Here is a 26,987-nt window from a genome sequence, read left to right as displayed (position 1 = left end):
TTGGTGAATACATTCTGAGTAACAATTTACTAACATGAGGACGAGATATGTCTTTACATTCGCCGGGGCAGGCATTTCGCGCCGCGCTCGCTAAAGAGAATCCATTACAAATTGTCGGCGCGATCAATGCCAACCATGCTCTGTTGGCCCAACGGGCCGGGTATCAGGCTATCTATCTTTCTGGCGGCGGCGTAGCGGCGGGCTCGCTCGGACTGCCGGATCTGGGGATTTCTACGCTGGATGATGTGTTAACCGATATCCGGCGCATCACGGATGTTTGCCCGCTGCCGCTGTTGGTGGATGCGGATATTGGCTTTGGCTCCTCCGCCTTTAATGTCGCGCGGACGGTAAAGTCCATAGCCAAAGCGGGCGCCGCCGCGCTGCATATTGAAGACCAGGTTGGCGCTAAGCGCTGTGGACACCGTCCAAACAAAGCGATCGTCTCGAAAGAGGAGATGGTAGACCGAATTCGGGCGGCAGTGGATGCGCGCACCGATCCGAAATTTGTGATCATGGCGCGTACCGATGCGCTGGCGGTGGAAGGGCTGGAGGCGGCTCTCGATCGCGCGCAGGCTTACGTGGACGCGGGGGCTGACATGCTGTTCCCGGAGGCGATCACCGAACTGTCGATGTACCGCCAGTTCGCCGACGTGGCGCAGGTGCCGATCCTCGCCAACATCACTGAGTTTGGCGCGACGCCGCTGTTTACGACCGACGAGTTGCGCAGCGCAAACGTGGCGATGGCGCTCTATCCGCTGTCGGCGTTTCGCGCCATGAACCGCGCCGCAGAAAAAGTCTATACCGTGCTGCGCCAGGAAGGGACGCAAAAGAACGTGATCGACATCATGCAGACTCGTAACGAGCTGTACGAAAGCATCAATTACTACCAGTTCGAAGAGAAGCTGGACGCGCTGTACAGGAATAAAAAATCGTAGCCTGTAGGCCTGATAAGGCGAAGCCGCCATCAGGCAATGCCGGATGGCACTACGTTTAACCCGCCTACGGTACGGCCTACACGCCTCAATACCCTACACATTACAATAATGACGAGGACAATATGACAGACACGACGATCCTGCAAAACAACACGCATGTCATTAAGCCTAAAAAATCAGTCGCGCTTTCCGGCGTACCTGCCGGAAATACCGCTCTGTGTACCGTGGGAAAAAGCGGTAACGATCTGCACTATCGCGGTTACGACATTCTCGATCTGGCGGAGCACTGCGAATTTGAAGAAGTCGCGCATTTACTGATCCACGGAAAATTACCGACCCGCGACGAGCTGAACGCGTATAAAAGCAAGTTAAAAGCGCTGCGCGGATTACCCGCCAATGTCCGTACCGTTCTGGAAGCGTTACCGGCGGCCTCGCACCCGATGGACGTGATGCGTACCGGCGTCTCCGCGCTGGGCTGCACCCTGCCGGAAAAAGAGGGACATACCGTCTCCGGCGCGCGCGATATTGCCGATAAGCTGTTGGCCTCGCTCAGCTCTATCCTTCTTTACTGGTATCACTACAGCCACAACGGCGAACGTATTCAGCCGGAAACCGACGATGATTCCATCGGCGGCCATTTCCTGCATCTGCTGCACGGTGAAAAGCCAACCCAAAGCTGGGAAAAGGCGATGCATATTTCGCTGGTGCTGTATGCCGAGCATGAGTTCAACGCCTCGACGTTTACCAGCCGGGTGATTGCCGGAACCGGCTCGGATGTCTACTCCGCGATTATCGGCGCGATTGGCGCGCTGCGCGGCCCGAAACACGGCGGGGCGAATGAGGTGTCGCTGGAAATTCAACAGCGTTATGAAACGCCGGACGAGGCAGAGGCGGATATCCGTAAACGCGTGGAAAACAAAGAGGTGGTGATTGGCTTTGGACATCCGGTTTACACCATCGCCGACCCGCGCCATCAGGTGATCAAACGGGTGGCGAAACAGCTTTCAGAAGAAGGCGGCTCGCTGAAGATGTACCACATCGCCGACCGTCTGGAAACGGTGATGTGGGAGACCAAAAAGATGTTCCCGAATCTCGACTGGTTTTCGGCGGTCTCCTACAACATGATGGGCGTCCCTACCGAAATGTTCACCCCGCTGTTTGTCATCGCCCGCGTTACCGGCTGGGCGGCGCACATTATTGAACAGCGTCAGGACAACAAAATTATTCGCCCCTCTGCCAACTATACCGGGCCGGAAGATCGTCCGTTTGTCTCGATAGACGATCGTTGCTAACTCACTCTTATTAAAAATAAAACGCAGGAAACGTACCCTATGTCTACCCAAGAACTGAACATCCGCCCGGAATTTGACCGCGAAATCGTCGATATCGTGGATTACGTGATGAACTACGACATCACCTCAAAGGTGGCGTACGACACCGCGCATTATTGCCTGCTCGACACGCTCGGCTGTGGTCTGGAAGCGCTGGAATACCCGGCCTGTAAAAAATTGCTTGGGCCGATCGTGCCAGGCACGGTGGTGCCCAACGGCGCACGCGTGCCGGGCACCCAGTTCCAGCTCGATCCGGTACAGGCAGCCTTTAACATTGGCGCGATGATCCGCTGGCTCGATTTTAACGATACCTGGCTTGCCGCCGAGTGGGGCCATCCTTCTGATAACCTGGGCGGTATTCTGGCGATTGCGGATTGGTTGTCACGCAACGCCGTCGCCGCCGGCAAAGCGCCGCTGACCATGAAACAGGTATTGAGCGGGATGATCAAAGCCCATGAAATTCAGGGCTGTATCGCGCTGGAAAACGCCTTCAACCGTGTCGGGCTTGACCATGTGCTGCTGGTGAAAGTGGCCTCGACCGCGGTTGTCGCTGAAATGCTGGGGCTGACGCGCGATGAGATCCTCAACGCGGTATCGCTGGCGTGGGTGGATGGGCAGTCGTTGCGCACTTATCGTCATGCGCCGAATACCGGTACGCGCAAATCCTGGGCGGCGGGCGATGCGACTTCGCGCGCGGTACGTCTGGCGCTGATGGCGAAAACCGGCGAGATGGGCTATCCCTCGGCGCTCACCGCCAAAACCTGGGGCTTCTACGACGTTTCATTCAAAGGTGAAACGTTCCGTTTCCAGCGCCCTTACGGCTCCTACGTGATGGAAAACGTGCTATTTAAAATTTCTTTCCCGGCAGAATTCCACTCGCAAACCGCCGTCGAAGCGGCGATGACGCTGTATGAGCAGATGCAGGCCGCGGGCAAAACGGCAGCGGATATCGAGAAAGTGACTATCCGCACCCACGAAGCCTGTCTTCGCATTATCGATAAAAAAGGCCCGCTCAATAACCCGGCGGACCGCGATCACTGTATCCAGTATATGGTCGCCGTGCCGCTGCTGTTCGGACGGTTAACCGCGGCGGATTATGAAGACGAGGTGGCGCAGGACAAGCGTATTGACGCCCTGCGCGAGAAGATCGTGTGTTATGAGGACCCGGCTTTTACCGCCGACTATCACGACCCGGAAAAACGAGCTATCGGCAATGCGATCACCGTGGAGTTTACTGATGGCTCACGCTTTGGCGAGGTTGTCGTGGAGTATCCGATTGGTCATGCGCGTCGCCGCGCCGACGGTATTCCGAAGCTTATCGAAAAATTTAAAATTAACCTGGCGCGTCAGTTCCCGACTCGCCAGCAGCAACGCATTCTGGATGTCTCCCTGGACAGAGCCCGCCTGGAGCAGATGCCGGTTAACGAATACCTCGATTTATATGTCATCTGAACCAGCCAGCAGTAAGGCGTAAGTTCAACAGGAGAGCGTGATGTCTTTTAGCGAATTTTATCAGCGTTCCATTAACGAACCGGAGGCGTTCTGGGCCGAGCAGGCCCGACGTATCGACTGGCGACAGCCGTTTACGCAGACGCTGGATCATAGCCGTCCACCGTTTGCCCGCTGGTTTTGCGGCGGCACCACTAACTTATGTCATAACGCCGTTGACCGCTGGCTGGATAAACAGCCGGAGGCGCTGGCGCTGATTGCCGTCTCATCAGAGACCGATGAAGAGCGCACATTTACCTTCAGCCAGTTGCATGACGAGGTCAACATTGTGGCCGCCATGTTGCTGTCGCTGGGCGTGCAGCGTGGCGATCGCGTATTGGTCTATATGCCGATGATTGCCGAAGCGCAGATAACCCTGCTGGCCTGCGCGCGCATTGGCGCGATCCATTCGGTGGTCTTTGGCGGTTTTGCCTCGCACAGCGTGGCGGCGCGCATTGACGATGCCAGACCGGCGCTGATTGTGTCGGCGGATGCCGGAGCGCGGGGCGGTAAAATTCTGCCGTATAAAAAGCTGCTTGATGACGCTATTGCGCAGGCGCAGCATCAGCCGAAACACGTTCTGCTGGTGGACAGAGGGCTGGCGAAAATGGCATGGGTGGATGGGCGCGATCTGGATTTTGCCACGTTGCGCCAGCAGCATCTCGGTGCGAGCGTGCCGGTGGCGTGGCTGGAATCCAACGAAACCTCGTGCATTCTTTACACCTCCGGCACTACCGGCAAACCGAAAGGCGTCCAGCGCGACGTCGGCGGTTATGCGGTGGCGCTGGCAACCTCGATGGACACCATTTTTGGCGGCAAGGCGGGCGGCGTATTCTTTTGCGCATCGGATATCGGCTGGGTCGTCGGCCACTCCTATATCGTTTACGCGCCGTTGCTGGCAGGCATGGCGACTATTGTTTACGAAGGACTGCCGACGTACCCGGACTGCGGGGTCTGGTGGAAAATTGTCGAGAAATACCAGGTTAACCGGATGTTTTCCGCCCCGACCGCGATTCGCGTGCTGAAAAAATTCCCGACGGCGCAAATCCGCAATCACGATCTCTCCTCGCTGGAGGCGCTTTATCTGGCCGGTGAGCCGCTGGACGAGCCGACGGCCAGTTGGGTGACGGAGACGCTGGGCGTACCGGTCATCGACAATTATTGGCAGACGGAGTCCGGCTGGCCGATCATGGCGCTGGCCCGCGCGCTGGACGACAGGCCGTCGCGTCTGGGAAGTCCCGGCGTGCCGATGTACGGTTATAACGTCCAGCTACTCAATGAAGTCACCGGCGAACCTTGCGGCATAAATGAAAAGGGGATGCTGGTGATCGAAGGGCCGCTGCCGCCGGGCTGTATTCAGACTATTTGGGGCGACGATGCGCGTTTTGTGAAGACTTACTGGTCGCTGTTTAACCGTCAGGTTTATGCCACCTTCGACTGGGGAATCCGCGACGCCGAGGGGTATTACTTTATTCTGGGCCGTACCGATGATGTGATTAATATTGCGGGTCATCGGCTGGGGACGCGAGAAATAGAAGAAAGTATCTCCAGCTACCCGAACGTAGCGGAAGTGGCGGTAGTGGGGATAAAAGACGCTCTGAAAGGGCAGGTAGCGGTGGCGTTTGTCATTCCGAAGCAGAGCGATACGCTGGCGGATCGCGAGGCGGCGCGCGACGAGGAAAAAGCGATTATGGCGCTGGTGGACAACCAAATCGGTCACTTTGGTCGTCCGGCGCATGTCTGGTTTGTCTCGCAGCTCCCCAAAACGCGTTCCGGAAAGATGCTTCGCCGCACGATCCAGGCGATCTGCGAAGGCCGCGATCCGGGCGATCTGACAACCATTGACGATCCCGCGTCGTTGCAGCAAATTCGCCAGGCGATCGAGGAATAGCCGTAAGCCGGATAAGCCGCGTCCGGCAACGGGTCAGGCTCAGCGACTGAATAGTGGGGTGTAAAGTCGGGAAAGGGCGGCGGCAGCGCGCCGCCCTGTAACAGAATTAACGCAGAATATTTTTCTCAGCCAGATCCAGTGCGAAGTAGCTGAAAATCAAATCGGCGCCGGCGCGTTTAATCGAGCCCAGACTTTCCAGCACGACCTTTTCTTCATCAATGGCGCCAGCCATAGCAGCAAATTTAATCATGGCGTATTCACCGCTCACCTGGTAAGCGCCAAGCGGCAACTCTGTGCGTTCGCGGATTTCACGCAGCACGTCCAGATACGCGCCGGCCGGTTTCACCATTAAGCAATCCGCGCCCTGGGCTTCGTCGAGCAGTGATTCACGAATCGCTTCACGGCGGTTCATCGGATTCATTTGATACGTCTTGCGGTCGCCTTTTAACGCGGTGCCCGCTGCTTCACGGAAGGGGCCGTAGAAAGAAGAGGCGAACTTGGTGGAGTAGGACATTATTGCCGTATCGGTAAAACCGGCGGCATCCAGCGCCTGGCGGATAGCCTGGACTTGTCCATCCATGGCTGCGGAGGGCGCAATAAAATCTGCTCCAGCCGCCGCCGCGATAACGGCCTGCTTGCCGAGGTTGGCCAGCGTCGCATCGTTATCCACGCCGTGTTCGCACAACACGCCGCAGTGGCCGTGCGAGGTGTATTCACAGAAGCAGGTGTCGGACATGACGATCATCTCTGGCACGGTTTGCTTACAGATGCGGGACATTCTTGCCACCAGGCCGTCTTCTTTCCAGGTATCGCTGCCGGTGTCATCAGTATGGTGAGAAATGCCGAAGGTCATAACGGAACGAATGCCAGCATTTGCGATACGTTCAATCTCTCGCGCCAGCTGCTTTTCCGGGATACGCATTACGCCGGGCATGGCATCAATAGCTTTGTAATCGTCGAGTTCTTCTTCAACAAAGATCGGCAACACCAGGTCGTTCAGGCTAAGTGTTGTCTCTTCAAACATAGCGCGCAGCGCAGCGGATTTGCGCAGGCGGCGAGGGCGATGGATAAGGTCTGTCATGGTCTGCCTGATGTTTGTGGAATCGAAGGCCCAGTATACCTGAATCTGCAGGCAGATGTTTTACGAAAACGGTCCTTAACGTAGCAGGCGCAGCCCCGGCTGCGGCAGAACATGGCGCTTCTTTTATATACCGAAGATTAATACCTCAGGCACTATATCATTTTAAATAAGAATTAGTTTTACGTTGTTTTTAGTTTTATTTCATCGTCATTTAAGTAAATGAGGGTTTTAACATTATTCATGTTTATTTTGTTTTTCTTTAATCCATATTTATATTATATGTATTTTGTTTTTTTGTTTTCTTGTAAGGTCATGAAAAAGAATGCTTTTCAATTATAAAACTTCCTTTTATTACGTCTTTTTAATTCATGTCCGAATCCGGACTGAGGATAAAGAATAATTGAACCTTTTAGCAATGACGCCGCATAATCCTTCTTGCTAAACATCTGTATGTTTTTATGCATTGATAATTGATGGATCAACTATATTACGTCCCTGAGGAGGGATGACAAATGCACTCCTGGAAAAAGAAACTTGTAGTCTCACAATTAGCATTGGCTTGCACTCTGGCAATCACTTCTCAGGCGAATGCTACTACTTACGATACCTGGACTTACATTAATAACCCTACTACGGCTCTTGACTGGGCCAATATGGATAATCCAGGTACAGTCGATGGTAACTATGTAAACTATAGCGGCTTTGTCTACTACAACAACGCCAATGGTGATTTCGATCAGACGTTCAACGGTGACACTGTTAATGGTACGATTTCTACCTATTATCTGAACCATGACTATGCCACTGATTCAGATAACACTCTGAACATTACGAATTCGAATATACATGGTTCAATTACTTCAAAGCTGCCTTTCGGCTACTGGAGTATTACACCAGCTTCTATTGACCCTGTAACTGGAGCTGTTACCCCTCGTATGTATAACGGTTATACATACGACAATGGTACTACCATTACTGATACAAATTGGTACGACGGTGATGTATTTACGCTGAATATTTCAAACTCTACTATTGATGATGATTATGAAGCGCTTTATTTCACTGACACTTATTTGAGCGGTGATGATGGTACTACAACTAAAACGACTAATGAGTCGTTCTATACGGCTTTAGGGGTTGCAGTAGATCTGAACGTAGAGAGCAATATCAATATTGCTAATAATTCTCGTGTTGCGGGTATTGCTTTGTCTCAGGGGGATACAACCAATACTGCGTATACATCCGAGTACCATCAGTGGGACAATAATATTAGCGTCTCCAACTCTACTGTGACTTCTGGTTCAGAAATTCCGTTGGAAGATGACTATGACGGAGCAAAATACTTCTTTGGTAACTCTGCTGAACCTAGTGACTATAATGGTGATGGTAGTGTAAATGATGTAGCACTGTCTTTCTCTGACAACGCTGATTCTAATTACTCCATGAAGAACAATGTTTACTTCGACCATTCTACCTTATTGGGCGATGTAGAGTTTTCTAGCCACTGGAATAATGATGGTGAATTCTTCTATTCAACAGGCTATGACAGCAACGGCGATGGTGTTAAGGATACCAACGGCGGCTGGATTGATGACAGTCAGAATGTTGATGAGCTAAATATTACTCTGGATAATGGTAGTAAATGGATTGGTTCGGCTAATATTACTGCCGATGCTATTGCTCCGGTTAATATGTACGATGTTGCATATAATAGCCTTACCCCTGGTGCGGTTATTGAAGATAACGATTGGGATCGTGTTATTGACAACAAAGTATTCCAAAGTGGAGTATTTAACGTTGCATTAAACAATGGTTCTGAGTGGGATACTGTCAACACTTCCGTTATTGATACCTTAGCTGTAAATAATGGCTCTCAGGTAAATGTTACAGACTCTACCCTGGTATCAGACACCATTGGATTGACCAACGGTTCTAGTATGAATATCGGTGAAGATGGTCAGGTAGCAACTGATCATCTGACTATCGATAGCTACAGTACTGTTGCGCTGAATGATGATGTGACTCATTATGGTGATTATTCACTGTATGCCAATACTATCACTGTAACTAATGGTGGTATGTTGGATGTTAACGTTGATCAGTTTGATAATGGTGTATTCAGCACTGATAAACTGGAACTGACCAGCGGCAATACTGCTGATCACAACGGTAATGTTGTTTCTGGTGTGTTCAATATCCATAGCAGCGATTATGTTCTGAACGCTGACCTGGTGAACGACCGTACCTGGGATACCACTCAGGCTAACTATGGTTACGGTACTATCGCAATGAACTCTGACGGTCACCTGACCATCAACGGTAATGGCGATATCAACAACGGCGACGAACTGGATAACAGCTCTGTTGACAACGTTGTAGCGGCTACCGGTAACTATAAAGTTCGCATCGACAACGCTACTGGTGCCGGTTCTGTTGCGGATTACAAAGGCAACGAGCTGATTTATGTCAATGACGTAAACACCGACGCGACCTTCTCTGCAGCAAACAAAGCTGACCTGGGTGCTTACACCTATCAGGCTAAGCAGGAAGGCAACACTGTCGTGCTGGAACAGATGGAACTGACCGACTACGCTAACATGGCGCTGAGCATTCCTTCTGCGAACACCAATATCTGGAACCTGGAACAAGACACCGTTGGTACTCGTCTGACCAATGCTCGTCATGGCCTGGCGGATAACGGCGGCGCATGGGTAAGCTACTTCGGCGGTAACTTCAACGGCGACAACGGCACCATTAACTACGATCAGGATGTTAATGGCATCATGGTCGGTGTTGATACCAAAGTTGACGGTAACAACGCTAAGTGGATCGTTGGTGCGGCAGCAGGCTTCGCGAAAGGCGATCTGAGCGATCGTACCGGTCAGGTGGATCAGGACAGCCAGTCTGCCTACATCTACTCTTCCGCTCGTTTCGCAAACAACATCTTTGTTGACGGTAACTTAAGCTACTCTCACTTCAACAACGATTTGTCTGCTAACATGAGCGACGGTACTTACGTTGACGGCAACACCTCTTCTGACGCCTGGGGCTTCGGCTTGAAACTGGGTTATGATCTGAAGCTGGGTGATGCGGGCTACGTAACGCCTTACGGCAGCGTATCCGGTCTGTTCCAGTCCGGCGACGACTACCAGCTGAGCAACGACATGAAAGTTGACGGTCAGTCTTACGACAGCATGCGTTATGAACTCGGTGTAGATGCAGGTTATACCTTCACTTACAGCGAAGATCAGGCGCTGACCCCGTACTTCAAACTGGCTTACGTTTACGACGACTCCAACAACGATGCTGACGTAAACGGCGACTCTATCGACAACGGCGTAGAAGGTTCTGCGGTACGTGTTGGTCTGGGTACTCAGTTCAGCTTCACGAAGAACTTCAGCGCCTACACCGATGCTAACTACCTCGGCGGCGGTGATGTTGATCAAGACTGGTCTGCAAACGTTGGTGTTAAATATACCTGGTAATCATTTTCTCTCAGGAGAAATAAAGGTAATTTAAACTGAAAAATGCCCGTCAAGGACTTGACGGCATTATTGCAAGGAATGCATATGTTATCTTTAAGCAAGCCACTACAGGAATTCTACAGACTCGATAAATGCCTTTCTAAGCATGGTACGCGTTTCGAGTTTGTTAATGATAAAGAGATTATCTGTTCACCTGATGAAAGTAATACCCATACCTTTGTTATTTTAGAGGGGGTTGTTTCGTTAGTTCGGGGTGATAAAGTTCTTATTGGTATTGTGCAGGCCCCTTTTATTTTTGGCTTAGCCGATGGCGTGGCGAAAAAAGAGGCACAATATAAATTAATTGCGGAGAGCGGTTGCATCGGTTATCGCCTCTCATCATCACAAACTCTCGCCATCATTGAGCAGAACCAACTGTGGCGTGAAGCCTTCTGTTGGATAGTATGGAAAAGTCAGGTACTGGAGCTTCGTGACAAGCAGCTCATTGGTAATAATTCTTACGACCAGATTCGTGCGACGTTAATGACAATGATTGAGTGGGATGAAGAACTTCGCTCACGTATTGGCGTTATGAATTATATTCATCAACGAACGCGCGTATCGCGATCGGTGGTGGCGGAAGTTCTCGCGGCCCTGCGTAAGGGTAATTACATTGAAATGAATAAAGGCAAACTGATCAGTATTAACCGTTTGCCCTCCGAATATTAACAAAAATGTTGCGCCTCGTCTGATATAGCGCGAGGCGCGACGACTCAGGATGCAGGAATAGCAATCGGTTTATTGCCGCTTAGCTCAGTAACCAAATCGTTAATCCCGTCGCTCATATTGGTAAAACGCGTGAGGGGGGAACGGGTTACGACCACAAAAGCGCCAATATTATATTGTGGGATCATCGCCATATAGGTAATAAAACCGCCGCCGCCTCCCGTTTTCTGGATAATGCCAGGACGTCCGTCTTTTGGCGCCATATAGACCCAGCCCAGACCGAGCGCGTCGGCTTTACCCGGTACGTCCATCCCGATGATTTTCTTTAACTGTGTGCGCTGATAAATCAACGTTTGCATACGATCGGCCTGTTGGCTACGGTGATAGAAATCTGACGACAGATACTGTTGCATCCAGCGCATCATATCTCCTGGCGTAGAATAGACCCCGCCGCTGCCAATGGCAGCCAGCGTATTATTACAGGGGCTTGCGCCTTTCTCTGCCACCATCAGACGTTTACACTGATCGGGAGAGGGGGTAAACGTGGTGTCTTTCATTCCCAGCGGGCGGGTAATCTTTTCTTCAAACAGTTGCGTATAAGGTTTGCCGGAGGCGGTCGCCAGCGCGTCGGCTAACAGGTCGAACGCCAGATTGGAATAGGCCGCCTGCGAGCCTGGCGCGACTTTTAACGTTGCGGTAGAGAGCCAGTTCCAGCGTTGTTCGCGGGTTGGCCAGACAAATACCGGACGATGCGCCGCGCCGCCTGGCTGTTCTCGCGGAAGCGCGCTGGTATGGGTTGCTAAGTTGACCAACGTAATCGGCGTGCCTTGATACGTCGGGACATGCGCGCCGGGAGGCGCATATTTGCTGAGAGGATCGTTTAATTTTACCGTTCCCTGATCGAGCAATTTTACCAACATTTCACTGGTCATTAGCTTGGTGAGCGAAGCGATACGAATGACCGAATCAAGCTGTGGACGAACATTATTGCCCGGTCTGGTGTCACCGAAACTACGAAACACGCGTTGATTGCCGTCGATCACCACCAGCGCCATGCCCGTGGCGCCGCTACCATAAAAGATATGCTCGGCATAACGATCAACGATATCAGAGGCAAAAACCGGATCGGCAATCGGCTGAGCCGCCTGGACAGAAGTAAGTGATGCTGCAAACAGCATGGCAGTAAAAAGCAGACTACGTTTCAACGGTGATGTCCATAAGTGAAATAACGGTGGTTATGCGTATTTATACTACCCGGCGGCACATTGCAAAACGTTAAAGAGAAAAAAGTAGGTGAAAAAACGTAACGGCGGGTTTTCGTGATGGAGAATGTTTACTTTTGTGATAAAGCGCTTGTGATAACCTGATAGCGTCAGCGTGCCTGCTGAGTATGAAACTCGTCGAAACAATTCTGTTGAGCAGAAATGCGAACTAAGCGTCACAACGTAGGTCACAATGCCTGGTTTAGCCCTTTCATTTGCGTGGGCATGGCGTGCTATTGCCGCCGTCACAGCAGCCGTAATAAAGATAAGAAGTTAGCAGGAGAGCATGATGTTTAAATCTTTTTTCCCAAAGCCAGGGCCGTTTTTCATGTCGGCGTTTGTTTGGGCGCTGATCGCCGTCATTTTCTGGCAGGCGGGAGGAGGAGATTGGGTGGCGCGACTTGTAGGGGCATCGGATGAAGTGCCTATCAGCGCAGCGCGCTTTTGGTCGCTGGACTATCTGATTTTTTATGCTTATTACCTGATTTGCGTGGGATTATTTGCAACGTTCTGGTTCATCTATAGCCCGCACCGCTGGCAGTACTGGTCGATACTTGGCACCTCGCTCATTATTTTTGTCACCTGGTTTTTGGTGGAGGTTGGCGTCGCGGTTAACGCCTGGTACGCGCCGTTCTATGATTTGATTCAAACGGCGCTCAGCTCGCCGCACAAGGTCACTCTTGGTCAATTTTATCATGAAGTGGGGGTGTTTCTCGGTATTGCGCTTATCGCCGTGGTGATCGGCGTGCTGAACAACTTCTTTGTCAGCCACTATGTATTTCGCTGGCGTACCGCAATGAATGAGCACTATATGGCGCACTGGCAGTACCTGCGCCATATCGAAGGGGCCGCCCAGCGTGTGCAGGAAGACACCATGCGTTTTGCCTCTACACTGGAGAATATGGGCGTGAGTTTTATCAATGCCATCATGACGCTTATCGCCTTTCTGCCGGTGTTAGTCACCCTGTCAGCGCATGTGCCGAATTTACCCATCGTAGGACATATCCCTTACGGCCTGGTCATTGCCGCCATAGTCTGGTCATTAATGGGGACGGGCCTGCTGGCGGTCGTCGGGATCAAATTGCCGGGGCTGGAATTTAAAAATCAGCGAGTGGAAGCAGCTTATCGTAAGGAGCTGGTCTACGGTGAAGATGACGCCAGCCGCGCCACGCCGCCCACCGTCCGTGAACTGTTTAGCGCGGTGCGCCATAACTACTTCCGTCTCTACTTTCACTATATGTATTTCAACATCGCGCGCATTCTCTATTTGCAGGTCGATAACGTTTTCGGTTTGTTCCTGCTGTTTCCTTCCATTGTTGCCGGTACGATTACGCTGGGGCTGATGACGCAAATCACCAACGTGTTTGGCCAGGTGCGCGGTTCGTTCCAGTATTTGATTAACTCCTGGACGACGCTGGTGGAGCTGATGTCTATTTATAAACGTTTACGTAGCTTTGAACGTCAGTTGGATGGTCAGCCAGTTCAGGAAGTGACCCACTCTTTTAGCTAACAGAAGGAAACGTTATGTCGGCGGCGTCCCGTCTTTATCCTCTGCCTTTTCTGGCGGTCGCCATGTTGGCTGGCTGTAGTAGTCAATCCGGGCAGCCGGTGAGCAAGGGCGAGAAGCCTGTCGACGTGGCAAGCGTAGTACGTCAGAAAATGCCAGCCAGTGTCAAAGACAGAGAGGCCTGGGCGAAAGATATCGCGACAACGTTTAAGAGCCAGGGGCTGGCGCCGACGGTAGAAAATATCTGTTCGGTGCTGGCTGTCGCCCAGCAGGAGTCCGGTTATCAGGCGGATCCTGTCGTGCCGGGGCTAAGTAAAATCGCCTGGCAGGAGATTGATCGCCGCGCTGAACGACTACACATCCCGCTGTTTCTGGTGCACACCGCGCTGAAAATTAACTCCCCCAACGGCAAGAGCTATAGCGAACGCCTGGACACGGTAAAAACCGAAAAACAGCTTAGCGCTATTTTTGATGATTTTATCAATATGGTTCCTATGGGGCAGACGCTATTTGGCTCATATAACCCGGTGCATACGGGCGGCCCGATGCAGGTCAGCATTGCCTTTGCCGAACAGCACGCGAAAGGTTATCCGTGGAAGATGGCGGGTACGGTACGTCAGGAGGTCTTTACGCGCCGTGGCGGGTTGTGGTTTGGAACTTACCATTTGCTGAATTACCCGGCGAACTACAGCGCGCCTGTTTTCCGCTTCGCCGACTTCAACGCGGGATGGTACGCCAGCCGTAACGCTGCGTTCCAGAATGCCGTCAGTAAAGCCAGTGGGGTAAAACTGGCGCTGGATGGCGATCTGATTCGTTATAACAGCAAGGAACCGGGCAAAACAGAGTTAGCGGTACGCAAACTGGCAGGGCAGTTGGGAATGAGTGAGCGTGAAATTCGCAGCCAACTGGAGAAAGGCGATAGCCTGGCGTTTGAAAAAACGGCGCTCTACAAGAAAGTCTATAAACTGGCCGAGGCCAAAACGGGCAAGACGCTTGCGCGGGAAATGTTGCCCGGTATTCAACTAGAAAGTCCGAAGATCACGCGCAAGCTGACGACCGCCTGGTTTGCTAAACGAGTTGATGAGCGGCGGTCGCGGTGTATGGGGCGATAAATTTCGCGCTGGGATATTTTCTCTAGCGCGCTAAGGTTTATTGGTGACGGTGACGCCAGCGTAAAAACGCGGCGATAACGGCAAAAATGAGGCAGCCCGTGAGGAAGGGCACCAGGCCAAAAATCGTCCCGACGCCCAGCCCAATCTCTACCCGCGGTCGACCTGTATCCTGTACCTGCATCAGATGCTCATAGATGCCTGGCGCATGAACCAGCAGGTTTAAGAGTTGCGCTCCGGCCCAGAAGCAAAACAGTACAAATATGGCGTAAGCAATATTTCCGGGCGTAGAGGAGGTTTCTCGATGCTTCCCGCTGAACAGCGATTTTGAGAGAGTGAAATCAGCCATAAAGACCTCCAGGATGATCGGCTACGATCTGGCGTTATGCCATCGGCTTACTGTGAAGTCTGACAGGTCATTGTGTTTGTCAATATCAGAATCATGGTAATTTCACATACGGAATGTATCCATCGCGTAAATTTTTGTTAGTTGTCACAAAACGATCACTTTTATCAAAATCAATTAACATTTAAGAAATTCCGTATCCCCCACAGACTCGCTCGCCAGAAGTATGCAAAAATACGTTTTTGTTGCTGTTAATACGTCGGAGTCGTTATGCGTTTGCCTGTAAAAATTCGTCGTGACTGGCACTACTATGCCTTCTCTATTGGCCTTATCTTTATTTTGAATGGCGTCGTAGGATTGCTGGGTTTTGAGGCGAAAGGATGGCAAACCTATGGCGTTGGGCTGGTAACGTGGATTATTAGCTTCTGGCTGGCGGGGTTCATCATTCGCCGGCGCGAAGATGATGAGGTAAAAGACGCCCGATAAACGTTGCGCTATCGGGCGTGCGCTATTACATCGTGGTTTTTAAGGCGTTATTCGCCGTATGGCGTTCCAGCGCCAGCTCAATCAGACGGCTGATCAAATCGGTATAGCCCAATCCGCTCGCCTGCCAGAGTTTTGGATACATACTGATATTGGTAAAACCTGGCAGCGTATTAATCTCGTTAATCACGACCTCATTGTCTGCCGTTAAGAAGACATCGACACGCGCCATACCCGCGCACCCCAGCGTCTGATAAGCCTGGATCGCGATCGCGCGGATCTTATCATTCACCTCGGAAGGGATCTGCGCAGGCACGACAACTTGTGCGCCGTTATCATCAATATACTTAGTATCGTAGGCGTAAAATTCGCTATTCAGTACGATTTCGCCGCAGGTACTGGCCTGTGGGTTATCGTTACCTAATACGGCGCATTCGATCTCGCGCCCTTTGATCCCTTGCTCCACCACCACTTTATGATCGAATTCGAAAGCCAGCGTGACCGCCTGCTGATATTGCGCTTCGTTAGCGACTTTACTAACGCCGACCGAAGAGCCCTGATTGGCGGGCTTAACGAACAGCGGCAGTCCCAGACGGGATTCAACCTCGGCAAAACTAAACGCGTGACGATTCGTTCGGGTGAGTGTAATAAACGGGGCGATATTCAGTCCTGCATCGCGTAGCAGTCGTTTGGCGACGTCTTTATCCATGCAGGCTGCGGAGCTCAGCACGTCTGAACCGACAAACGGTAAGTTTGCGACGCGCAGCATCCCCTGCAATGAGCCGTCTTCGCCCAGCGTACCGTGGACGATAGGAAAAATAACATCTACCGTCGGTAGCGGCTGCCCGTTCTGAGCGTTAATCAATTGGTGTTGGTGTTTGCCAGGCACCTGGGCCAGACTGATTGCCGAAGGACGTAGCGCGATATGTGCCGGATCGTCTGCATTCTGCAAATAATTTTCCGCATCGTTAACATGCCATTGTCCCGCCTTATCTATCCCTAACAGCACCACGTCGAAGCGGGTTTTATCGATCGCATCAACGATATTTTTCGCTGATTGCAAAGACACTTCATGTTCCGCCGACTTACCGCCAAATACTATTCCTACCCGCAATTTCGCCATCTTAAAAACCCATTCCATCGAATGCAAAGCGTATACATTACCACGACAAAACGCGGGTTTCGCGGGCTTCTGCCATAATGTTTATGGGATGTGAGAACGGAGGCCGCGTGAGAGGTAAGGGTTTTCTGATTATTGTGCTGTTGGGCGGCATTGGCGGGCTGGGATATCGTTATCTTCCCTCTTATTATAATCCTTTTGCTCCGCTACAACTTGCCGATCCGCCAGGCTGGATCACGACCTTCAAACTACAGCGCCTTACGCCGTCGCAGTGCCGGGAGCTGTTGACGGCGGCCAATCAACAGGGATTAATTTCATCACAACCTGTTGCGGATAGCGCTGGTGAATGTCCCTTGTCCCATGTTGTGCGCGTCAGAGATTTTGGCCAGGTTAAACTGAGCAGCAGTTTTTTAGCCTCCTGCCCGTTGGCGCTGCGCTCCGCGCTGTTTGTCGAACAGCAGGCAAAACCTTTAACAGAAACGTGGATGAAGCGCCGCCTGACCCGCATCGAACATCTGGGTAGCTATGCCTGCCGTAATATTTATCACCGCCCGGATGCGCGTCGCAGTGAACATGCCAGCGCAGAAGCGCTGGATGTCAGCGGGTTTCAGCTATCAGATGGCCGAAAAATCACTGTTCTGCGCGGCTGGGGGCGTCAGGAGACGGGGCCCTGGTTACGCGCTATGTTAAACGCCAGTTGCCATTATTATGGCAATGGGCTCGGGCCTGACTATAACGCTGCGCATGCTAACCATTTTCATCTTGGAATGCGGGGCTACGGCGTGTGTCGTTAAAGCATAAACGTCTGCCTTGCGCGGCTATATAATGTGACATGTTTCACAAAAATGATGAACGGGGAGACAAAATAGCAAAGTGTGACGTATCGCACCTCTGGAACCACCAGGAAAAAGAGAACTTGCTAAGCTAACGCGTATTTTCAGCTACTTACCGTTACGAGTCTTATGGAATCCTGGAAAGTTAATCTAATTTCCGTTTGGTTTGGATGTTTTTTTACCGGGCTGGCAATCAGCCAAATCCTGCCATTCTTACCCCTTTATATTTCCCAGCTTGGCGTCTCTTCCCATGAAGCGTTATCAATGTGGTCCGGGTTAACGTTTAGCATCACGTTTCTTATTTCCGCCATTGTGTCGCCGATGTGGGGCAGTCTCGCCGATCGTAAAGGGCGTAAACTGATGCTATTGCGCGCGTCGCTCGGGATGGCGATAGCTATTCTACTGCAGGCATTTGCGACCCATGTCTGGCAACTTTTCCTGCTGCGCGGAATCATGGGGTTAACGTCAGGCTATATCCCCAATGCCATGGCGCTGGTAGCCTCTCAGGTACCACGCGAACGTAGCGGCTGGGCGCTCAGTACGCTTTCTACCGCGCAGATCAGCGGCGTTATCGGCGGGCCGTTAATGGGCGGCTTTGTCGCGGATCATATCGGGCTGCGGGCGGTATTTCTGATTACCGCCATGCTGTTGGTGGTGAGCTTTCTGGTCACGCTATTTTTAATTAAAGAAGGCGTGCGTCCGGTCATCAAGAAAAGCGAACGCCTGAGCGGTAAAGCCGTTTTTGCGTCGTTACCTTATCCTGCGCTGGTGATCAGTTTGTTTTTTACCACGATGGTCATTCAACTCTGTAATGGTTCCATCAGTCCAATCCTGGCGCTGTTTATCAAATCAATGATGCCGGACAGTAATAACATCGCCTTTCTTAGCGGGTTAATTGCCTCGGTGCCCGGTATCTCTGCGCTTATCTCCGCGCCTCGCCTGGGAAAACTTGGCGACAGAATCGGCACGGAAAGAATTCTGATGGCCACGCTTATCTGCGCAGTGCTGCTTTTCTTCGCGATGTCCTGGGTCACTACGCCGTTCCAGTTGGGGCTGTTGCGTTTCTTGTTAGGCTTTGCCGATGGCGCGATGTTACCCGCCGTACAAACGTTATTGGTGAAATACTCCAGCGACCAAATTACCGGACGTATTTTTGGCTACAACCAGTCATTTATGTACCTGGGCAACGTGGTTGGGCCGTTGATGGGCGCGACGGTATCGGCGATGGCCGGTTTCCGCTGGGTTTTTATCGCTACGGCGGCGATCGTGTTGATCAATATTGGACAACTGACCCTGGCGTTACGTCGTCGGCGTAACGCGCAAAAAGCGAAAGGCCAATAGCGGTGCATCGTAACGGCGCTTCTGCCGTTACGATATGGTTTAAATTAAAAGATATATTCTTTATCCGTGAAGTTTTTCTATAGATGGCATAACCTTAAATTATGATATAGCGTGATTATTGTTTTTTGATGGTTTATTATCGTCTCGTTTACGGCCTGAGAAACGTTTCGCTGCGGCGACAGTGATAATTATTTGTGTAAAGTTCTTCCTGTATCATAAAAATAGTACTTTCAGCCTCTAGGCAGTGGTTCTTCATAGTGATAACGTCACCCTGGAACTAATAAGGAAATATGGTCATGAAAAATCTCATAGCAGAGTTGTTGCTTAAGCTAGCCCAAAAAGAAGAAGAGTCGAAAGAACTGGTTGCTCAGGTAGAAGCGTTAGAGATTATCGTCACAGCAATGTTACGTAACATGGCGCAAAACGAGCAGGAGATGTTGATACGTCAGGTAGAGGGGGCACTTGAAGGCGTAAAGCCGGATGCCAGCGTTCCTGATCACGATACGGAATTGCTGCGCCAATATGTAAAAAAGTTGCTGAGACACCCCCGGCACTAATCGTATTTAAAACAACACAGTTGTTATAACGTTACTTTTATGAAATAACATAGCCGCTTCGTTTTTATTTTCTTCTGGGTAATACAGAGCAAAATAAAAACGAAGCGGCTATGGTAATAACAGTGTAACGTTATGCGCTGTTCTTCTGCATCCTGCCAGTGTAACTGTGGATAATCGAATTGCACATTAGCCTACGGTTTGTCAATCAATAAAACATCTATTGCTAACGGTAAGTAATACTTTTACAGCCGGGTGGTATTTTTGCCAGTAACAGCCAGACTTATATAAAGTCCCTGGGATATTTCCCAAAGGGACAACGTGTAATGTGTACACTGACAAAAGGATGGTGCTATGAAAATAACATTACTGGTGACTTTACTTTTTGGCCTGGTCTTTTTAACCGCCGTCGGCGCAACCGAGAAACCGTTAACGCCGCAACAGCAGCGCATGACGACCTGTAATCAGCAGGCGACAGCGCAAGCGTTGAAAGGCGATGCGCGTAAAACCTACCTTAGCGACTGCCTGAAAAACAGTCAGTCAGCCCCTGGCGAGAAAAGCCTGACGCCGCAACAGCAGAAAATGCGTGAATGCAATGTTCAGGCGACGGAACAATCACTGAAAGGCGATGACCGTAGCAAGTTTATGAGCGCCTGCCTGAAAAAAGCGGCGTAGTGCTATCGGGTGAGTCCTGAAAAACACTCACCCGAAATTTCATACTTCCTCCATGCGCTCTGTTTCTATAATTTGGGAAAATTGTTTCTAAATGTTCCCAAAAATAATGAATGATGAAAATTTTTACCGAAAAGCGGTTGAACAGGCGGTAGCGCCGCCTGACCCTCCTGATGATCGTCAGCGCTCCGGGTTGCGCTTCGCCCGGCGCATCAGGCTACCGCGTGCGGTGGGGTTAGGGGGGATGTTTTTACCGGTGGCCGCCGTGTTAGTGTCGCAACCTGTCTTTGGCGGCTGGTGGCTATTGCTGGTCGGCTGGTCTTTTGTCTGGCCGCATCTGGCGTGGCAGTGGGCGGCGAAAGCCCTTGATCCGCTACGCCAGGAAATTTACAACCTGAAAGTGGATGCGATCCTCTCCGGCATGTGGATCGCGCTGATGGGCGTCAATATGTTGCCTGCCGCCGCGCTGTTTATGATGATGAGCATGAATCTGATGGGCGCTGGCGGGCGGCGGTTATTCACTGTCGGAATGGGCCTTTTGCTGGTGTCATGTCTGGTGACGTTGCAGCTTACCGGGCTACCTGTCGCGATGCGAAGCTCGTCGCTGGAAGTCACGCTCTCTTTGCCCGTCATTATGTTGTATCCGCTTCTGTTCGCCTGGGTAAGCTATCAAACGGCCATTAAATTAGCGGAACATAAGCGACGCTTGCAGGCGATGAGCTCGCGGGATGGCATGACCGGCGTCTATAACCGACGCCACTGGGAAATTTTATTACGTAATGAATTCGATCACAGCCGACGCCACCATCGGGAGGCGACATTGTTGATTATCGACATCGATCATTTTAAGAGCATTAACGACACCTGGGGACATGATGTTGGGGATGAGGCTATTATCGCCCTGACGCGTCAATTACAGATAACGCTACGCGGGAGTGATATTATCGGGCGCTTTGGCGGCGACGAATTTGCGGTGATTATGTGCGGAACGCCGGCAGACAGCGCGATTACCGCCATGTCGCGAGTGCATGAACGGCTAAATACCTTACGCTTGCCGGGCGCGCCGCAGGTCATGTTACGTATCAGCGTGGGCGTGGCGCCGTTAACGCCACAAATCGGTCATTATCGGGAATGGCTAAAGTCTGCGGATATGGCGCTTTATAAAGCAAAGAATGCCGGACGTAACCGCACCGAAGTGGCGGCATGACGTCCAGCCGGGCTTCAGGATTTACTGAGCGCCTCTGATTTTTCCATACACTTCGTCATCGCTTCTATTACCGCAGCGCGGAAGCCACGTTCTTCCAGAACGCGTACGGCTTCAATCGTCGTTCCGCCAGGCGAGCACACCATATCTTTCAGTTCGCCGGGATGCTTTCCGGTTTCGAGTACCATTTTCGCCGATCCCATGACGGCCTGCGCGGCGAATTTATAAGCCTGAGCGCGAGGCATACCGCCCAGAACGGCAGCGTCCGCCATCGCCTCGATAAACATAAAGACATAGGCCGGCGAAGATCCGCTCACGCCAACCACCGGATGGATCATCGGCTCAGCAATCACTTCCGCCTCGCCAAAGCAGCGGAAAATATTCAGTACATCAGCCGTATCTTCCGGTGTGACCAGCGCGTTGGGCGTGACGGAGGTCATTCCTGCGTTGACCAGCGACGGCGTATTCGGCATAGCGCGAATGATTTTACGGTCGTGTCCCAGCGCGCGCGCAAGCTGATCAAGCGTTACGCCTGCGGCGATAGAGACCACCAGCGAGTCTTTGTTCAGGCTGGAGGAGATTTCACTGAGCACTTTCACCATAATGCCCGGTTTTACCGCGCCGAAAACGATATCCGTGACCTGAGCGACCTCCTGCGCGCTTTGCGCCGCATTAATGCCGTACTGGTCATGCAGGGCGGCAACTTTATCGGGGGAGGGGGTGTAGACCCAGATCTGACCGGGAAGTACCTGACCGCTGGCAATCAGTCCGCCAAGAATAGCCTTGCCCATATTACCGCAGCCAATAAAACCGATTTTCTTCTCCATCTCGTCATTCCCTATGTTTGTGTGTTATGGGGAATGGTTAGCTTAACGCGGATTGAAAACGGGCAGAAGGAGAAACAGCACTTTGATGAAAGACAAAAGCGCGAGACAATAAAAGATTGTATACCGTACGGGAGACATTATGACCATCTGGGTGGATGCGGATGCGTGTCCGAATGTCATTAAAGAAATTTTGTACCGCGCCGCCGAGCGGATGCAGTTGCCGCTTATTCTGGTTGCCAATCAGGCCTTGCGCGTGCCGCCTTCGCGTTTTATCCGCACGCTCCGCGTGGCCGCCGGGTTTGACGTGGCGGATAACGAAATCGTGCGTCAATGCGAAGCGGGCGATCTGGTGATTACCGCGGATATTCCGCTGGCGGCTGAAGTGCTGGAAAAAGGCGCTGCGGCTCTTAATCCCCGGGGAGAACGCTATAGCGACGCCACGATTCGCGAACGTCTGACGATGCGTGACTTTATGGACACGCTACGCGCCAGCGGCGTACAAACGGGGGGGCCAAACACTCTCTCGCCGCGCGATCGTCAGCATTTTGCCGCCGAGCTGGATAAGTGGTGGCTGGAAAGCCAGCGTAAAAAATAAATCCTGTAATGAAAAATTTACAGTTTATTCATTTCTGATTCTTGCTATAGTACTAATATTGTGACTTTAGTACCTTTGTGTAAATTATTATTTACATTTATGCATTGTACTAGTTAGATGATATGATTATAACATTGCTGATATCAAATCCTGCGTATGCGCAGTTCCTGGGGGAACGCCTGCTATGATGCAACCTCTTTATCTTGTTGGCCCGCGGGGCTGTGGGAAAACCACCATCGGTATGGCGCTGGCGCAGGCAACCGGTTTCCGGTTTGCGGATACCGACCGCTGGCTGCAATCGCACGTGCAGATGAGCGTCGCTGATATCGTTGAAAAAGAAGGCTGGGGAGGGTTCCGCGCCCGGGAAACCGCGGCCCTGGAGGCGGTAAGCGCGCCTTCGACTGTCGTGGCGACGGGGGGCGGTATTATTCTCACGGAGTATAACCGACGTTATATGCACCGTGTTGGCGTAGTGATTTATCTGTGCGCGCCGGTATCCACGCTGGTTAACCGGCTTGAGGCTGAACCTGAAGCGGATCTGCGCCCGACCCTCACCGGCAAGCCGTTGAGCGAAGAGGTTCGGGAAGTGCTTGAGCAGCGTGACGCGTTGTATCGCGAAACGGCGCATTACATTATTGACGCGACGAAAGCGCCGGCCCAGGTCGTTTCTGAAATTATTGCGGCGCTGCCGCCGTCGACGCAACGGTTACAGGGAGATGTCTATACTTAACGCTCACCCAGAATAAAGGAAACGCTATGCCAACCAGACCACCTTATCCGCGGGAAGCTTATATCGTCACCATTGAAAAAGGCACGCCGGGCCAGACGGTGACGTGGTATCAGCTACGGGCTGACCATCCGAAACCTGATTCGCTCATCAGCGAGCATCCGACCGCAGAAGAAGCGATGGATGCGAAAAAACGTTACGAAGATCCGGATAAATCATAGACGCATGAACCACTCGGAAGGGATTCTGAGTACCCCTAAATTGTATCTCCATCACATTCTTGAAACATTTATACTGGCAACTAAAACCGTAAATTAAGCGATAACAATACAATATTGGAGTTATTTGGAATCTTTACACAATACGTTGCTCATCTGCTGCTACGCTTTCTGAGATTTGTAGGGCAGGTAGCGCGGTGAGCGTGTGAATATTTGCCCGGGAATTACGACGAAGTAATAAGGTGGAATAAAAATGAGTGCGTCGTTGGCAATCCTCACAATCGGCGTTGTGCCAATGAGCGAAGTGTTACCGCTTCTGACGGAATACATCGACGAACAACACATCACCCATCATAGCCTGCTGGGAAAAATGAGCCGGGAAGACGTTATGGCGGATTACGCTGTAGAGCCTGGCGACGATCCGCTTTTGACGTTGCTGAATGATAACCAGATAGCCCATGTTTCCCGCCAGAAAGTGGAGCGAGATTTACAGAGCGTTGTCGAGGTGCTGGATAACCAGGGTTACGATGTCATTATACTGATGAGCACCGCGGCGATTAAAAGTATGGCAGCCCGTAATTCTATTTTGCTTGAACCGCTGCGTATTATTCCACCGCTTGTCGCCTCTATTGTGGATGGGCATCAGGTGGGCGTGATTGTGCCTGTTGCAGAACTTCTGGCGGCCCAGGAGAAAAAATGGCAGGTATTGCAAATGCCGCCGGTGTATTCGCTGGCGAATCCGGTTCACGGTTCTGAGCAACAGTTAATTGATGCCGGGCAGGCGCTATTGGATCAAGGCGCGGACGTCATTATGCTGGATTGTCTGGGTTTTCATCAGCGTCATCGGGATATTTTACAGCAGGCGCTGGATGTGCCGGTTTTACTCTCTAACGTTTTGATTGCGCGGTTAGCTTCAGAACTGCTTGTCTAATTTTACGTGACAGGCCGAACGTCAGGACTCTATATTGGGTGTTAATTTAATAATGAGACGGGGCCTGATTATGCTACAAAGCAATGAATACTTTTCCGGGAAAGTGAAGCCTATTGGATTTACCAGCAGTAGCATCGGCCGGGCCAGCGTTGGTGTGATGGCGGAAGGGGAGTATACCTTTGGCACCGCCGAACCCGAAGAGATGACGGTTGTGAGCGGCGCGTTGAAGGTACTGTTGCCGGGAACTGTCGAATGGAAAGTGTATACAGCCGGTGAGGTGTTTAACGTGCCTGGCCACAGTGAGTTTCATCTACAGGTTGCTGAGCCCACCTCGTATCTGTGCCGCTATTTGTAACGGTGAGTCCCCTCTCCGGCGGAGAGGGACCCTCTGGTTAGCGCTGCGCTTCGCCGCCTAATCCTTCCACCAGGCTTTGAATCAGCGCCGCCAGCTCGCCGGTCATCAGGATAAAGTCCGCGTCAAAACGTTGGGCAAAATCTTCCCGGTCGATATCTTCGTTCTGATCGCGCAGCTCATCGCAGAATTTCAGACGCTTAATGGAGCCGTCGTCGCACATGACGAATTGAATACGCTGCTGCCAGTCGAGCGCCAGCTTCGTGACCACTTTACCCGCTTCAATATGAACGGCGATCTCGTCGCTGACCAGATCCTGCTTTTTCGCGCGGATCACGCCGCCATCTTCCAGCATCGCTTTCAATTCGGCTTCGTCCAGCAACTGGAAACCCTGAGCGACCGTACCGGAGCGCACCCACTCGGTGAGCGTCAGCTCAATCGGATTTTCCAGCGCCAGCGGGACGACCGGCAGCGAGCCAAGACTTTTACGCAGTAGCGCTAAAGTATCTTCCGCTTTTTTCGCGCTGGCGCAGTCAACCATAATCAGGCCGTTAACGGTATCAATCCACATCATTGTCTGACTGAAGCGGCTAAACGCGCGCGGCAGCAACGAATGCAACACTTCATCCTTCAGGGAATCTTTTTCCGTCTTCTTCAGCTTGCGTCCCTGATCGGCTTCCAGTTTCTGGATTTTCGCCTCCAGTGCCTGTTTGATCACTGGCGATGGCAGGATTTTCTCTTCTTTGCGCGCGCAAATAATAATTTGGCCATTGGCGGTGTGCGTTAACGCATCGCTGTGAGAGCCCATCGGCGGAACCCAGCCCATTTTGGCCATATCCTGGCTACCGCATGGGGTAAACGTCATTGAGGCGAGCTGTTTCTCCATCTCTTCGGCGCGTAATGTGATATCGCGGCTAAGACGGTAAACCATTAAATTTTTGAACCACAGCATGATAATTTCCACGGCCTTGTCGTTAAATCCAGGCGGTATAGTAACGAATTGTCGGCAGGCTTGCATTGCCAATCAGAACGGTGAATTCTACCCTGTTGATATTCCCAAAAAATGAGGAGCGGTATGTGCGTATTGGTATCGATTTAGGCGGCACAAAAACGGAAGTCATTGCGCTTGATGATGCAGGAGAGCAGCGGTTTCGCCATCGTCTGCCTACGCCGCGGGAGGATTATCAGCAAACGATAGAAACCATCGCTACGCTGGTCGACATGGCGGAACAGGCGACCGGCCAGACCGGTAGCGTTGGCATTGGCATTCCCGGTTCTCTCTCGCCTTACACCGGCGTGGTAAAAAACGCTAACTCTACGTGGCTTAACGGCCAGCCGTTCGATAGCGATGTGAGCCGTCGTCTGAAGCGTGAAGTGCGGTTAGCCAACGATGCCAATTGCCTGGCGGTATCAGAGGCGGTAGATGGCGCGGCGGCGGGGGCGCAAACGGTATTTGCGGTGATTATCGGTACCGGGTGCGGCGCGGGCGTAGCGCTAAATGGCCGGGCGCACATCGGCGGCAACGGTACGGCAGGCGAATGGGGCCACAATCCGTTGCCGTGGATGGATGACGATGAGTTGCGTTACCGTGAAGAAATTCCCTGTTATTGCGGTAAACAAGGCTGTATCGAAACCTTTATTTCCGGTACGGGATTTGCCACGGATTACCAGCGTTTGAGCGGTAAAACGCTAAAAGGCGATGAGATTATTCGTCTGGTCGACGCGCAGGACGCCGTGGCGGAACTGGCGTTAAGCCGTTATGAGCTGCGGCTGGCGAAAGCATTATCTCATGTCGTGAATATTCTGGATCCGGATGTCATTGTGCTGGGCGGCGGTATGAGCAATGTTGAGCGCCTGTACAAGACGGTTCCGTCGCTGATGAAATCGTTTGTTTTTGGCGGCGAGTGCGAGACGCCGGTACGTAAGGCGCGGCATGGCGATTCGAGCGGCGTGCGCGGCGCGGCCTGGCTGTGGCCGCTGGCGTAACGTT

Annotated in this window: 26 protein-coding genes; 20 read left to right on the top strand and 6 right to left on the bottom strand. The window is 51.8% G+C overall.

The genetic code is table 11. From position 1 onward, the window contains the following. Positions 1–47 precede the first annotated feature (47 nt). The 4 genes from prpB to prpE all read left to right on the top strand — a co-directional run bounded on the left by prpB (position 48) and on the right by prpE (position 5,645). The gene (gene prpB, locus J4617_RS18110) at positions 48–935 is read left to right on the top strand and encodes a methylisocitrate lyase (protein ID WP_017465392.1); all 888 of its coding nucleotides are present in this window, start codon (positions 48–50) and stop codon (positions 933–935) included. A 122-nt stretch (positions 936–1,057) separates the two neighbouring features. Beyond that, positions 1,058–2,227 carry a 2-methylcitrate synthase gene (gene prpC / locus J4617_RS18105; protein ID WP_000132749.1) on the top strand — a complete coding sequence of 390 codons (1,170 nt, stop codon included), beginning with the start codon at positions 1,058–1,060 and terminating at the stop codon, positions 2,225–2,227. A gap of 39 nt (positions 2,228–2,266) precedes the next feature. After that, entirely contained in the window at positions 2,267–3,718 is a 1,452-nt protein-coding gene (locus tag J4617_RS18100) for a bifunctional 2-methylcitrate dehydratase/aconitate hydratase (RefSeq protein ID WP_000107076.1), read from the top strand. Between the two features lie 40 nt (positions 3,719–3,758). Beyond that, positions 3,759–5,645 carry a propionate--CoA ligase gene (gene prpE, locus J4617_RS18095; protein ID WP_017465391.1) on the top strand — a complete coding sequence of 629 codons (1,887 nt, stop codon included), beginning with the start codon at positions 3,759–3,761 and terminating at the stop codon, positions 5,643–5,645. Positions 5,646–5,751: 106 nt separating this feature from the next. Here prpE and hemB read toward each other — a convergent pair whose 3' ends face one another. Then, positions 5,752–6,726: a porphobilinogen synthase gene (gene hemB / locus J4617_RS18090; protein WP_000130724.1), complete on the bottom strand. Its 975-nt coding sequence runs from the start codon at positions 6,724–6,726 to the stop codon at positions 5,752–5,754. Positions 6,727–7,238: 512 nt separating this feature from the next. On the opposite strand from hemB, the gene J4617_RS18085 reads away from it, so the two are divergent. Both J4617_RS18085 and iprA read left to right on the top strand, forming a co-directional pair. Then, positions 7,239–10,211 (top strand): autotransporter outer membrane beta-barrel domain-containing protein, encoded by a 2,973-nt coding sequence (locus tag J4617_RS18085; protein WP_017465390.1) that lies wholly within the window; start codon positions 7,239–7,241, stop codon positions 10,209–10,211. Between the two features lie 84 nt (positions 10,212–10,295). Next, positions 10,296–10,919, top strand: a complete 624-nt coding sequence (iprA, locus tag J4617_RS18080; protein ID WP_000950242.1) for a hydrogen peroxide resistance inhibitor IprA — start codon at positions 10,296–10,298, stop codon at positions 10,917–10,919. Between the two features lie 44 nt (positions 10,920–10,963). Here iprA and ampH read toward each other — a convergent pair whose 3' ends face one another. Then, entirely contained in the window at positions 10,964–12,121 is a 1,158-nt protein-coding gene (ampH, locus tag J4617_RS18075) for a D-alanyl-D-alanine-carboxypeptidase/endopeptidase AmpH (RefSeq protein ID WP_000830777.1), read from the bottom strand. 346 nt (positions 12,122–12,467) lie between these two features. Here ampH and sbmA point away from each other — a divergent pair, with 346 nt between their 5' ends. Beyond that, positions 12,468–13,688 (top strand): peptide antibiotic transporter SbmA, encoded by a 1,221-nt coding sequence (gene sbmA, locus J4617_RS18070; protein ID WP_000477024.1) that lies wholly within the window; start codon positions 12,468–12,470, stop codon positions 13,686–13,688. Between the two features lie 14 nt (positions 13,689–13,702). Continuing rightward, positions 13,703–14,797, top strand: a complete 1,095-nt coding sequence (gene yaiW, locus J4617_RS18065) for a surface-exposed outer membrane lipoprotein YaiW (protein WP_001616292.1) — start codon at positions 13,703–13,705, stop codon at positions 14,795–14,797. A gap of 37 nt (positions 14,798–14,834) precedes the next feature. Here the strand turns inward: yaiW and J4617_RS18060 are convergent, their stop codons facing one another. Beyond that, on the bottom strand, positions 14,835–15,143 hold the full coding sequence (locus J4617_RS18060) for a YaiY family protein (RefSeq protein ID WP_000763139.1): 309 nt from the start codon (positions 15,141–15,143) through the stop codon (positions 14,835–14,837). Positions 15,144–15,410: 267 nt separating this feature from the next. Between J4617_RS18060 and J4617_RS18055 the strand changes: the two genes are divergently transcribed. After that, complete coding sequence (locus J4617_RS18055; protein WP_001239240.1) at positions 15,411–15,626, top strand: DUF2754 family protein; 216 nt, start codon at positions 15,411–15,413, stop codon at positions 15,624–15,626. 25 nt (positions 15,627–15,651) lie between these two features. Here J4617_RS18055 and ddlA read toward each other — a convergent pair whose 3' ends face one another. Then, positions 15,652–16,746, bottom strand: a complete 1,095-nt coding sequence (ddlA, locus tag J4617_RS18050; protein WP_001096595.1) for a D-alanine--D-alanine ligase — start codon at positions 16,744–16,746, stop codon at positions 15,652–15,654. Between the two features lie 77 nt (positions 16,747–16,823). Between ddlA and J4617_RS18045 the strand changes: the two genes are divergently transcribed. From J4617_RS18045 to adrA, 5 genes are all read left to right on the top strand, one after another. Next, entirely contained in the window at positions 16,824–17,537 is a 714-nt protein-coding gene (locus J4617_RS18045) for an extensin family protein (protein WP_000480794.1), read from the top strand. 168 nt (positions 17,538–17,705) lie between these two features. Then, positions 17,706–18,917, top strand: coding sequence for a multidrug efflux MFS transporter (locus J4617_RS18040; RefSeq protein ID WP_000446768.1), 1,212 nt, complete (start codon positions 17,706–17,708; stop codon positions 18,915–18,917). A gap of 296 nt (positions 18,918–19,213) precedes the next feature. Next, positions 19,214–19,474 carry an anti-adapter protein IraP gene (iraP, locus tag J4617_RS18035; RefSeq protein WP_001518423.1) on the top strand — a complete coding sequence of 87 codons (261 nt, stop codon included), beginning with the start codon at positions 19,214–19,216 and terminating at the stop codon, positions 19,472–19,474. A 351-nt stretch (positions 19,475–19,825) separates the two neighbouring features. Continuing rightward, on the top strand, positions 19,826–20,146 hold the full coding sequence (gene psiF / locus J4617_RS18030; RefSeq protein ID WP_000705165.1) for a phosphate starvation-inducible protein PsiF: 321 nt from the start codon (positions 19,826–19,828) through the stop codon (positions 20,144–20,146). Between the two features lie 91 nt (positions 20,147–20,237). Then, on the top strand, positions 20,238–21,350 hold the full coding sequence (gene adrA / locus J4617_RS18025) for a diguanylate cyclase AdrA (RefSeq protein ID WP_000484085.1): 1,113 nt from the start codon (positions 20,238–20,240) through the stop codon (positions 21,348–21,350). A gap of 14 nt (positions 21,351–21,364) precedes the next feature. Here the strand turns inward: adrA and proC are convergent, their stop codons facing one another. Beyond that, complete coding sequence (gene proC / locus J4617_RS18020) at positions 21,365–22,174, bottom strand: pyrroline-5-carboxylate reductase (protein WP_017465389.1); 810 nt, start codon at positions 22,172–22,174, stop codon at positions 21,365–21,367. Between the two features lie 139 nt (positions 22,175–22,313). Here proC and J4617_RS18015 point away from each other — a divergent pair, with 139 nt between their 5' ends. From J4617_RS18015 to ppnP, 5 genes are all read left to right on the top strand, one after another. After that, on the top strand, positions 22,314–22,769 hold the full coding sequence (locus tag J4617_RS18015) for a YaiI/YqxD family protein (protein ID WP_000158137.1): 456 nt from the start codon (positions 22,314–22,316) through the stop codon (positions 22,767–22,769). Between the two features lie 184 nt (positions 22,770–22,953). Next, the gene (aroL, locus tag J4617_RS18010; RefSeq protein ID WP_000983569.1) at positions 22,954–23,499 is read left to right on the top strand and encodes a shikimate kinase AroL; all 546 of its coding nucleotides are present in this window, start codon (positions 22,954–22,956) and stop codon (positions 23,497–23,499) included. A gap of 26 nt (positions 23,500–23,525) precedes the next feature. After that, a complete protein-coding gene (gene yaiA / locus J4617_RS18005) occupies positions 23,526–23,717 on the top strand; it encodes a protein YaiA (RefSeq protein WP_001143161.1) in 192 nt (63 codons plus the stop codon). Between the two features lie 250 nt (positions 23,718–23,967). Continuing rightward, the gene (locus J4617_RS18000; RefSeq protein WP_001276437.1) at positions 23,968–24,645 is read left to right on the top strand and encodes an AroM family protein; all 678 of its coding nucleotides are present in this window, start codon (positions 23,968–23,970) and stop codon (positions 24,643–24,645) included. 70 nt (positions 24,646–24,715) lie between these two features. Then, complete coding sequence (ppnP, locus tag J4617_RS17995) at positions 24,716–25,000, top strand: pyrimidine/purine nucleoside phosphorylase (protein ID WP_017465388.1); 285 nt, start codon at positions 24,716–24,718, stop codon at positions 24,998–25,000. Positions 25,001–25,037: 37 nt separating this feature from the next. Here ppnP and rdgC read toward each other — a convergent pair whose 3' ends face one another. After that, a complete protein-coding gene (rdgC, locus tag J4617_RS17990) occupies positions 25,038–25,949 on the bottom strand; it encodes a recombination-associated protein RdgC (RefSeq protein WP_000964305.1) in 912 nt (303 codons plus the stop codon). Positions 25,950–26,074: 125 nt separating this feature from the next. On the opposite strand from rdgC, the gene mak reads away from it, so the two are divergent. Then, positions 26,075–26,983, top strand: coding sequence for a fructokinase (mak, locus tag J4617_RS17985; protein WP_001219276.1), 909 nt, complete (start codon positions 26,075–26,077; stop codon positions 26,981–26,983). The last annotated feature ends 4 nt before the right edge of the window (positions 26,984–26,987 follow it).

It is taken from the genome of Salmonella sp. 32010601201800023SM, from assembly GCF_017572235.1.
GTDB classification, from domain to species: Bacteria; Pseudomonadota; Gammaproteobacteria; order Enterobacterales; family Enterobacteriaceae; genus Salmonella; species Salmonella enterica.
Note: the sequence above shows the minus strand (reverse complement) of the source record. Positions and strands in the feature narration are given on the sequence as shown.

Coding starts and splice junctions, on each gene's coding strand:
- J4617_RS18015 (WP_000158137.1), top strand. CDS start 22,314: ATGACCATCTGGGTGGATGCGGATGCGTGTCCGAATGTCATTAAAGAA.
- J4617_RS18000 (WP_001276437.1), top strand. CDS start 23,968: ATGAGTGCGTCGTTGGCAATCCTCACAATCGGCGTTGTGCCAATGAGC.
- yaiA (WP_001143161.1), top strand. CDS start 23,526: ATGCCAACCAGACCACCTTATCCGCGGGAAGCTTATATCGTCACCATT.
- J4617_RS18055 (WP_001239240.1), top strand. CDS start 15,411: ATGCGTTTGCCTGTAAAAATTCGTCGTGACTGGCACTACTATGCCTTC.
- adrA (WP_000484085.1), top strand. CDS start 20,238: ATGTTCCCAAAAATAATGAATGATGAAAATTTTTACCGAAAAGCGGTT.
- prpC (WP_000132749.1), top strand. CDS start 1,058: ATGACAGACACGACGATCCTGCAAAACAACACGCATGTCATTAAGCCT.
- prpE (WP_017465391.1), top strand. CDS start 3,759: ATGTCTTTTAGCGAATTTTATCAGCGTTCCATTAACGAACCGGAGGCG.
- J4617_RS18085 (WP_017465390.1), top strand. CDS start 7,239: ATGCACTCCTGGAAAAAGAAACTTGTAGTCTCACAATTAGCATTGGCT.
- proC (WP_017465389.1), bottom strand. CDS start 22,174: ATGGAGAAGAAAATCGGTTTTATTGGCTGCGGTAATATGGGCAAGGCT.
- ppnP (WP_017465388.1), top strand. CDS start 24,716: ATGCTACAAAGCAATGAATACTTTTCCGGGAAAGTGAAGCCTATTGGA.
- hemB (WP_000130724.1), bottom strand. CDS start 6,726: ATGACAGACCTTATCCATCGCCCTCGCCGCCTGCGCAAATCCGCTGCG.
- ddlA (WP_001096595.1), bottom strand. CDS start 16,746: ATGGCGAAATTGCGGGTAGGAATAGTATTTGGCGGTAAGTCGGCGGAA.
- yaiW (WP_001616292.1), top strand. CDS start 13,703: ATGTCGGCGGCGTCCCGTCTTTATCCTCTGCCTTTTCTGGCGGTCGCC.
- rdgC (WP_000964305.1), bottom strand. CDS start 25,949: ATGCTGTGGTTCAAAAATTTAATGGTTTACCGTCTTAGCCGCGATATC.
- J4617_RS18040 (WP_000446768.1), top strand. CDS start 17,706: ATGGAATCCTGGAAAGTTAATCTAATTTCCGTTTGGTTTGGATGTTTT.
- prpB (WP_017465392.1), top strand. CDS start 48: ATGTCTTTACATTCGCCGGGGCAGGCATTTCGCGCCGCGCTCGCTAAA.
- J4617_RS18100 (WP_000107076.1), top strand. CDS start 2,267: ATGTCTACCCAAGAACTGAACATCCGCCCGGAATTTGACCGCGAAATC.
- psiF (WP_000705165.1), top strand. CDS start 19,826: ATGAAAATAACATTACTGGTGACTTTACTTTTTGGCCTGGTCTTTTTA.
- sbmA (WP_000477024.1), top strand. CDS start 12,468: ATGTTTAAATCTTTTTTCCCAAAGCCAGGGCCGTTTTTCATGTCGGCG.
- iraP (WP_001518423.1), top strand. CDS start 19,214: ATGAAAAATCTCATAGCAGAGTTGTTGCTTAAGCTAGCCCAAAAAGAA.
- J4617_RS18045 (WP_000480794.1), top strand. CDS start 16,824: ATGTTTATGGGATGTGAGAACGGAGGCCGCGTGAGAGGTAAGGGTTTT.
- J4617_RS18060 (WP_000763139.1), bottom strand. CDS start 15,143: ATGGCTGATTTCACTCTCTCAAAATCGCTGTTCAGCGGGAAGCATCGA.
- aroL (WP_000983569.1), top strand. CDS start 22,954: ATGATGCAACCTCTTTATCTTGTTGGCCCGCGGGGCTGTGGGAAAACC.
- iprA (WP_000950242.1), top strand. CDS start 10,296: ATGTTATCTTTAAGCAAGCCACTACAGGAATTCTACAGACTCGATAAA.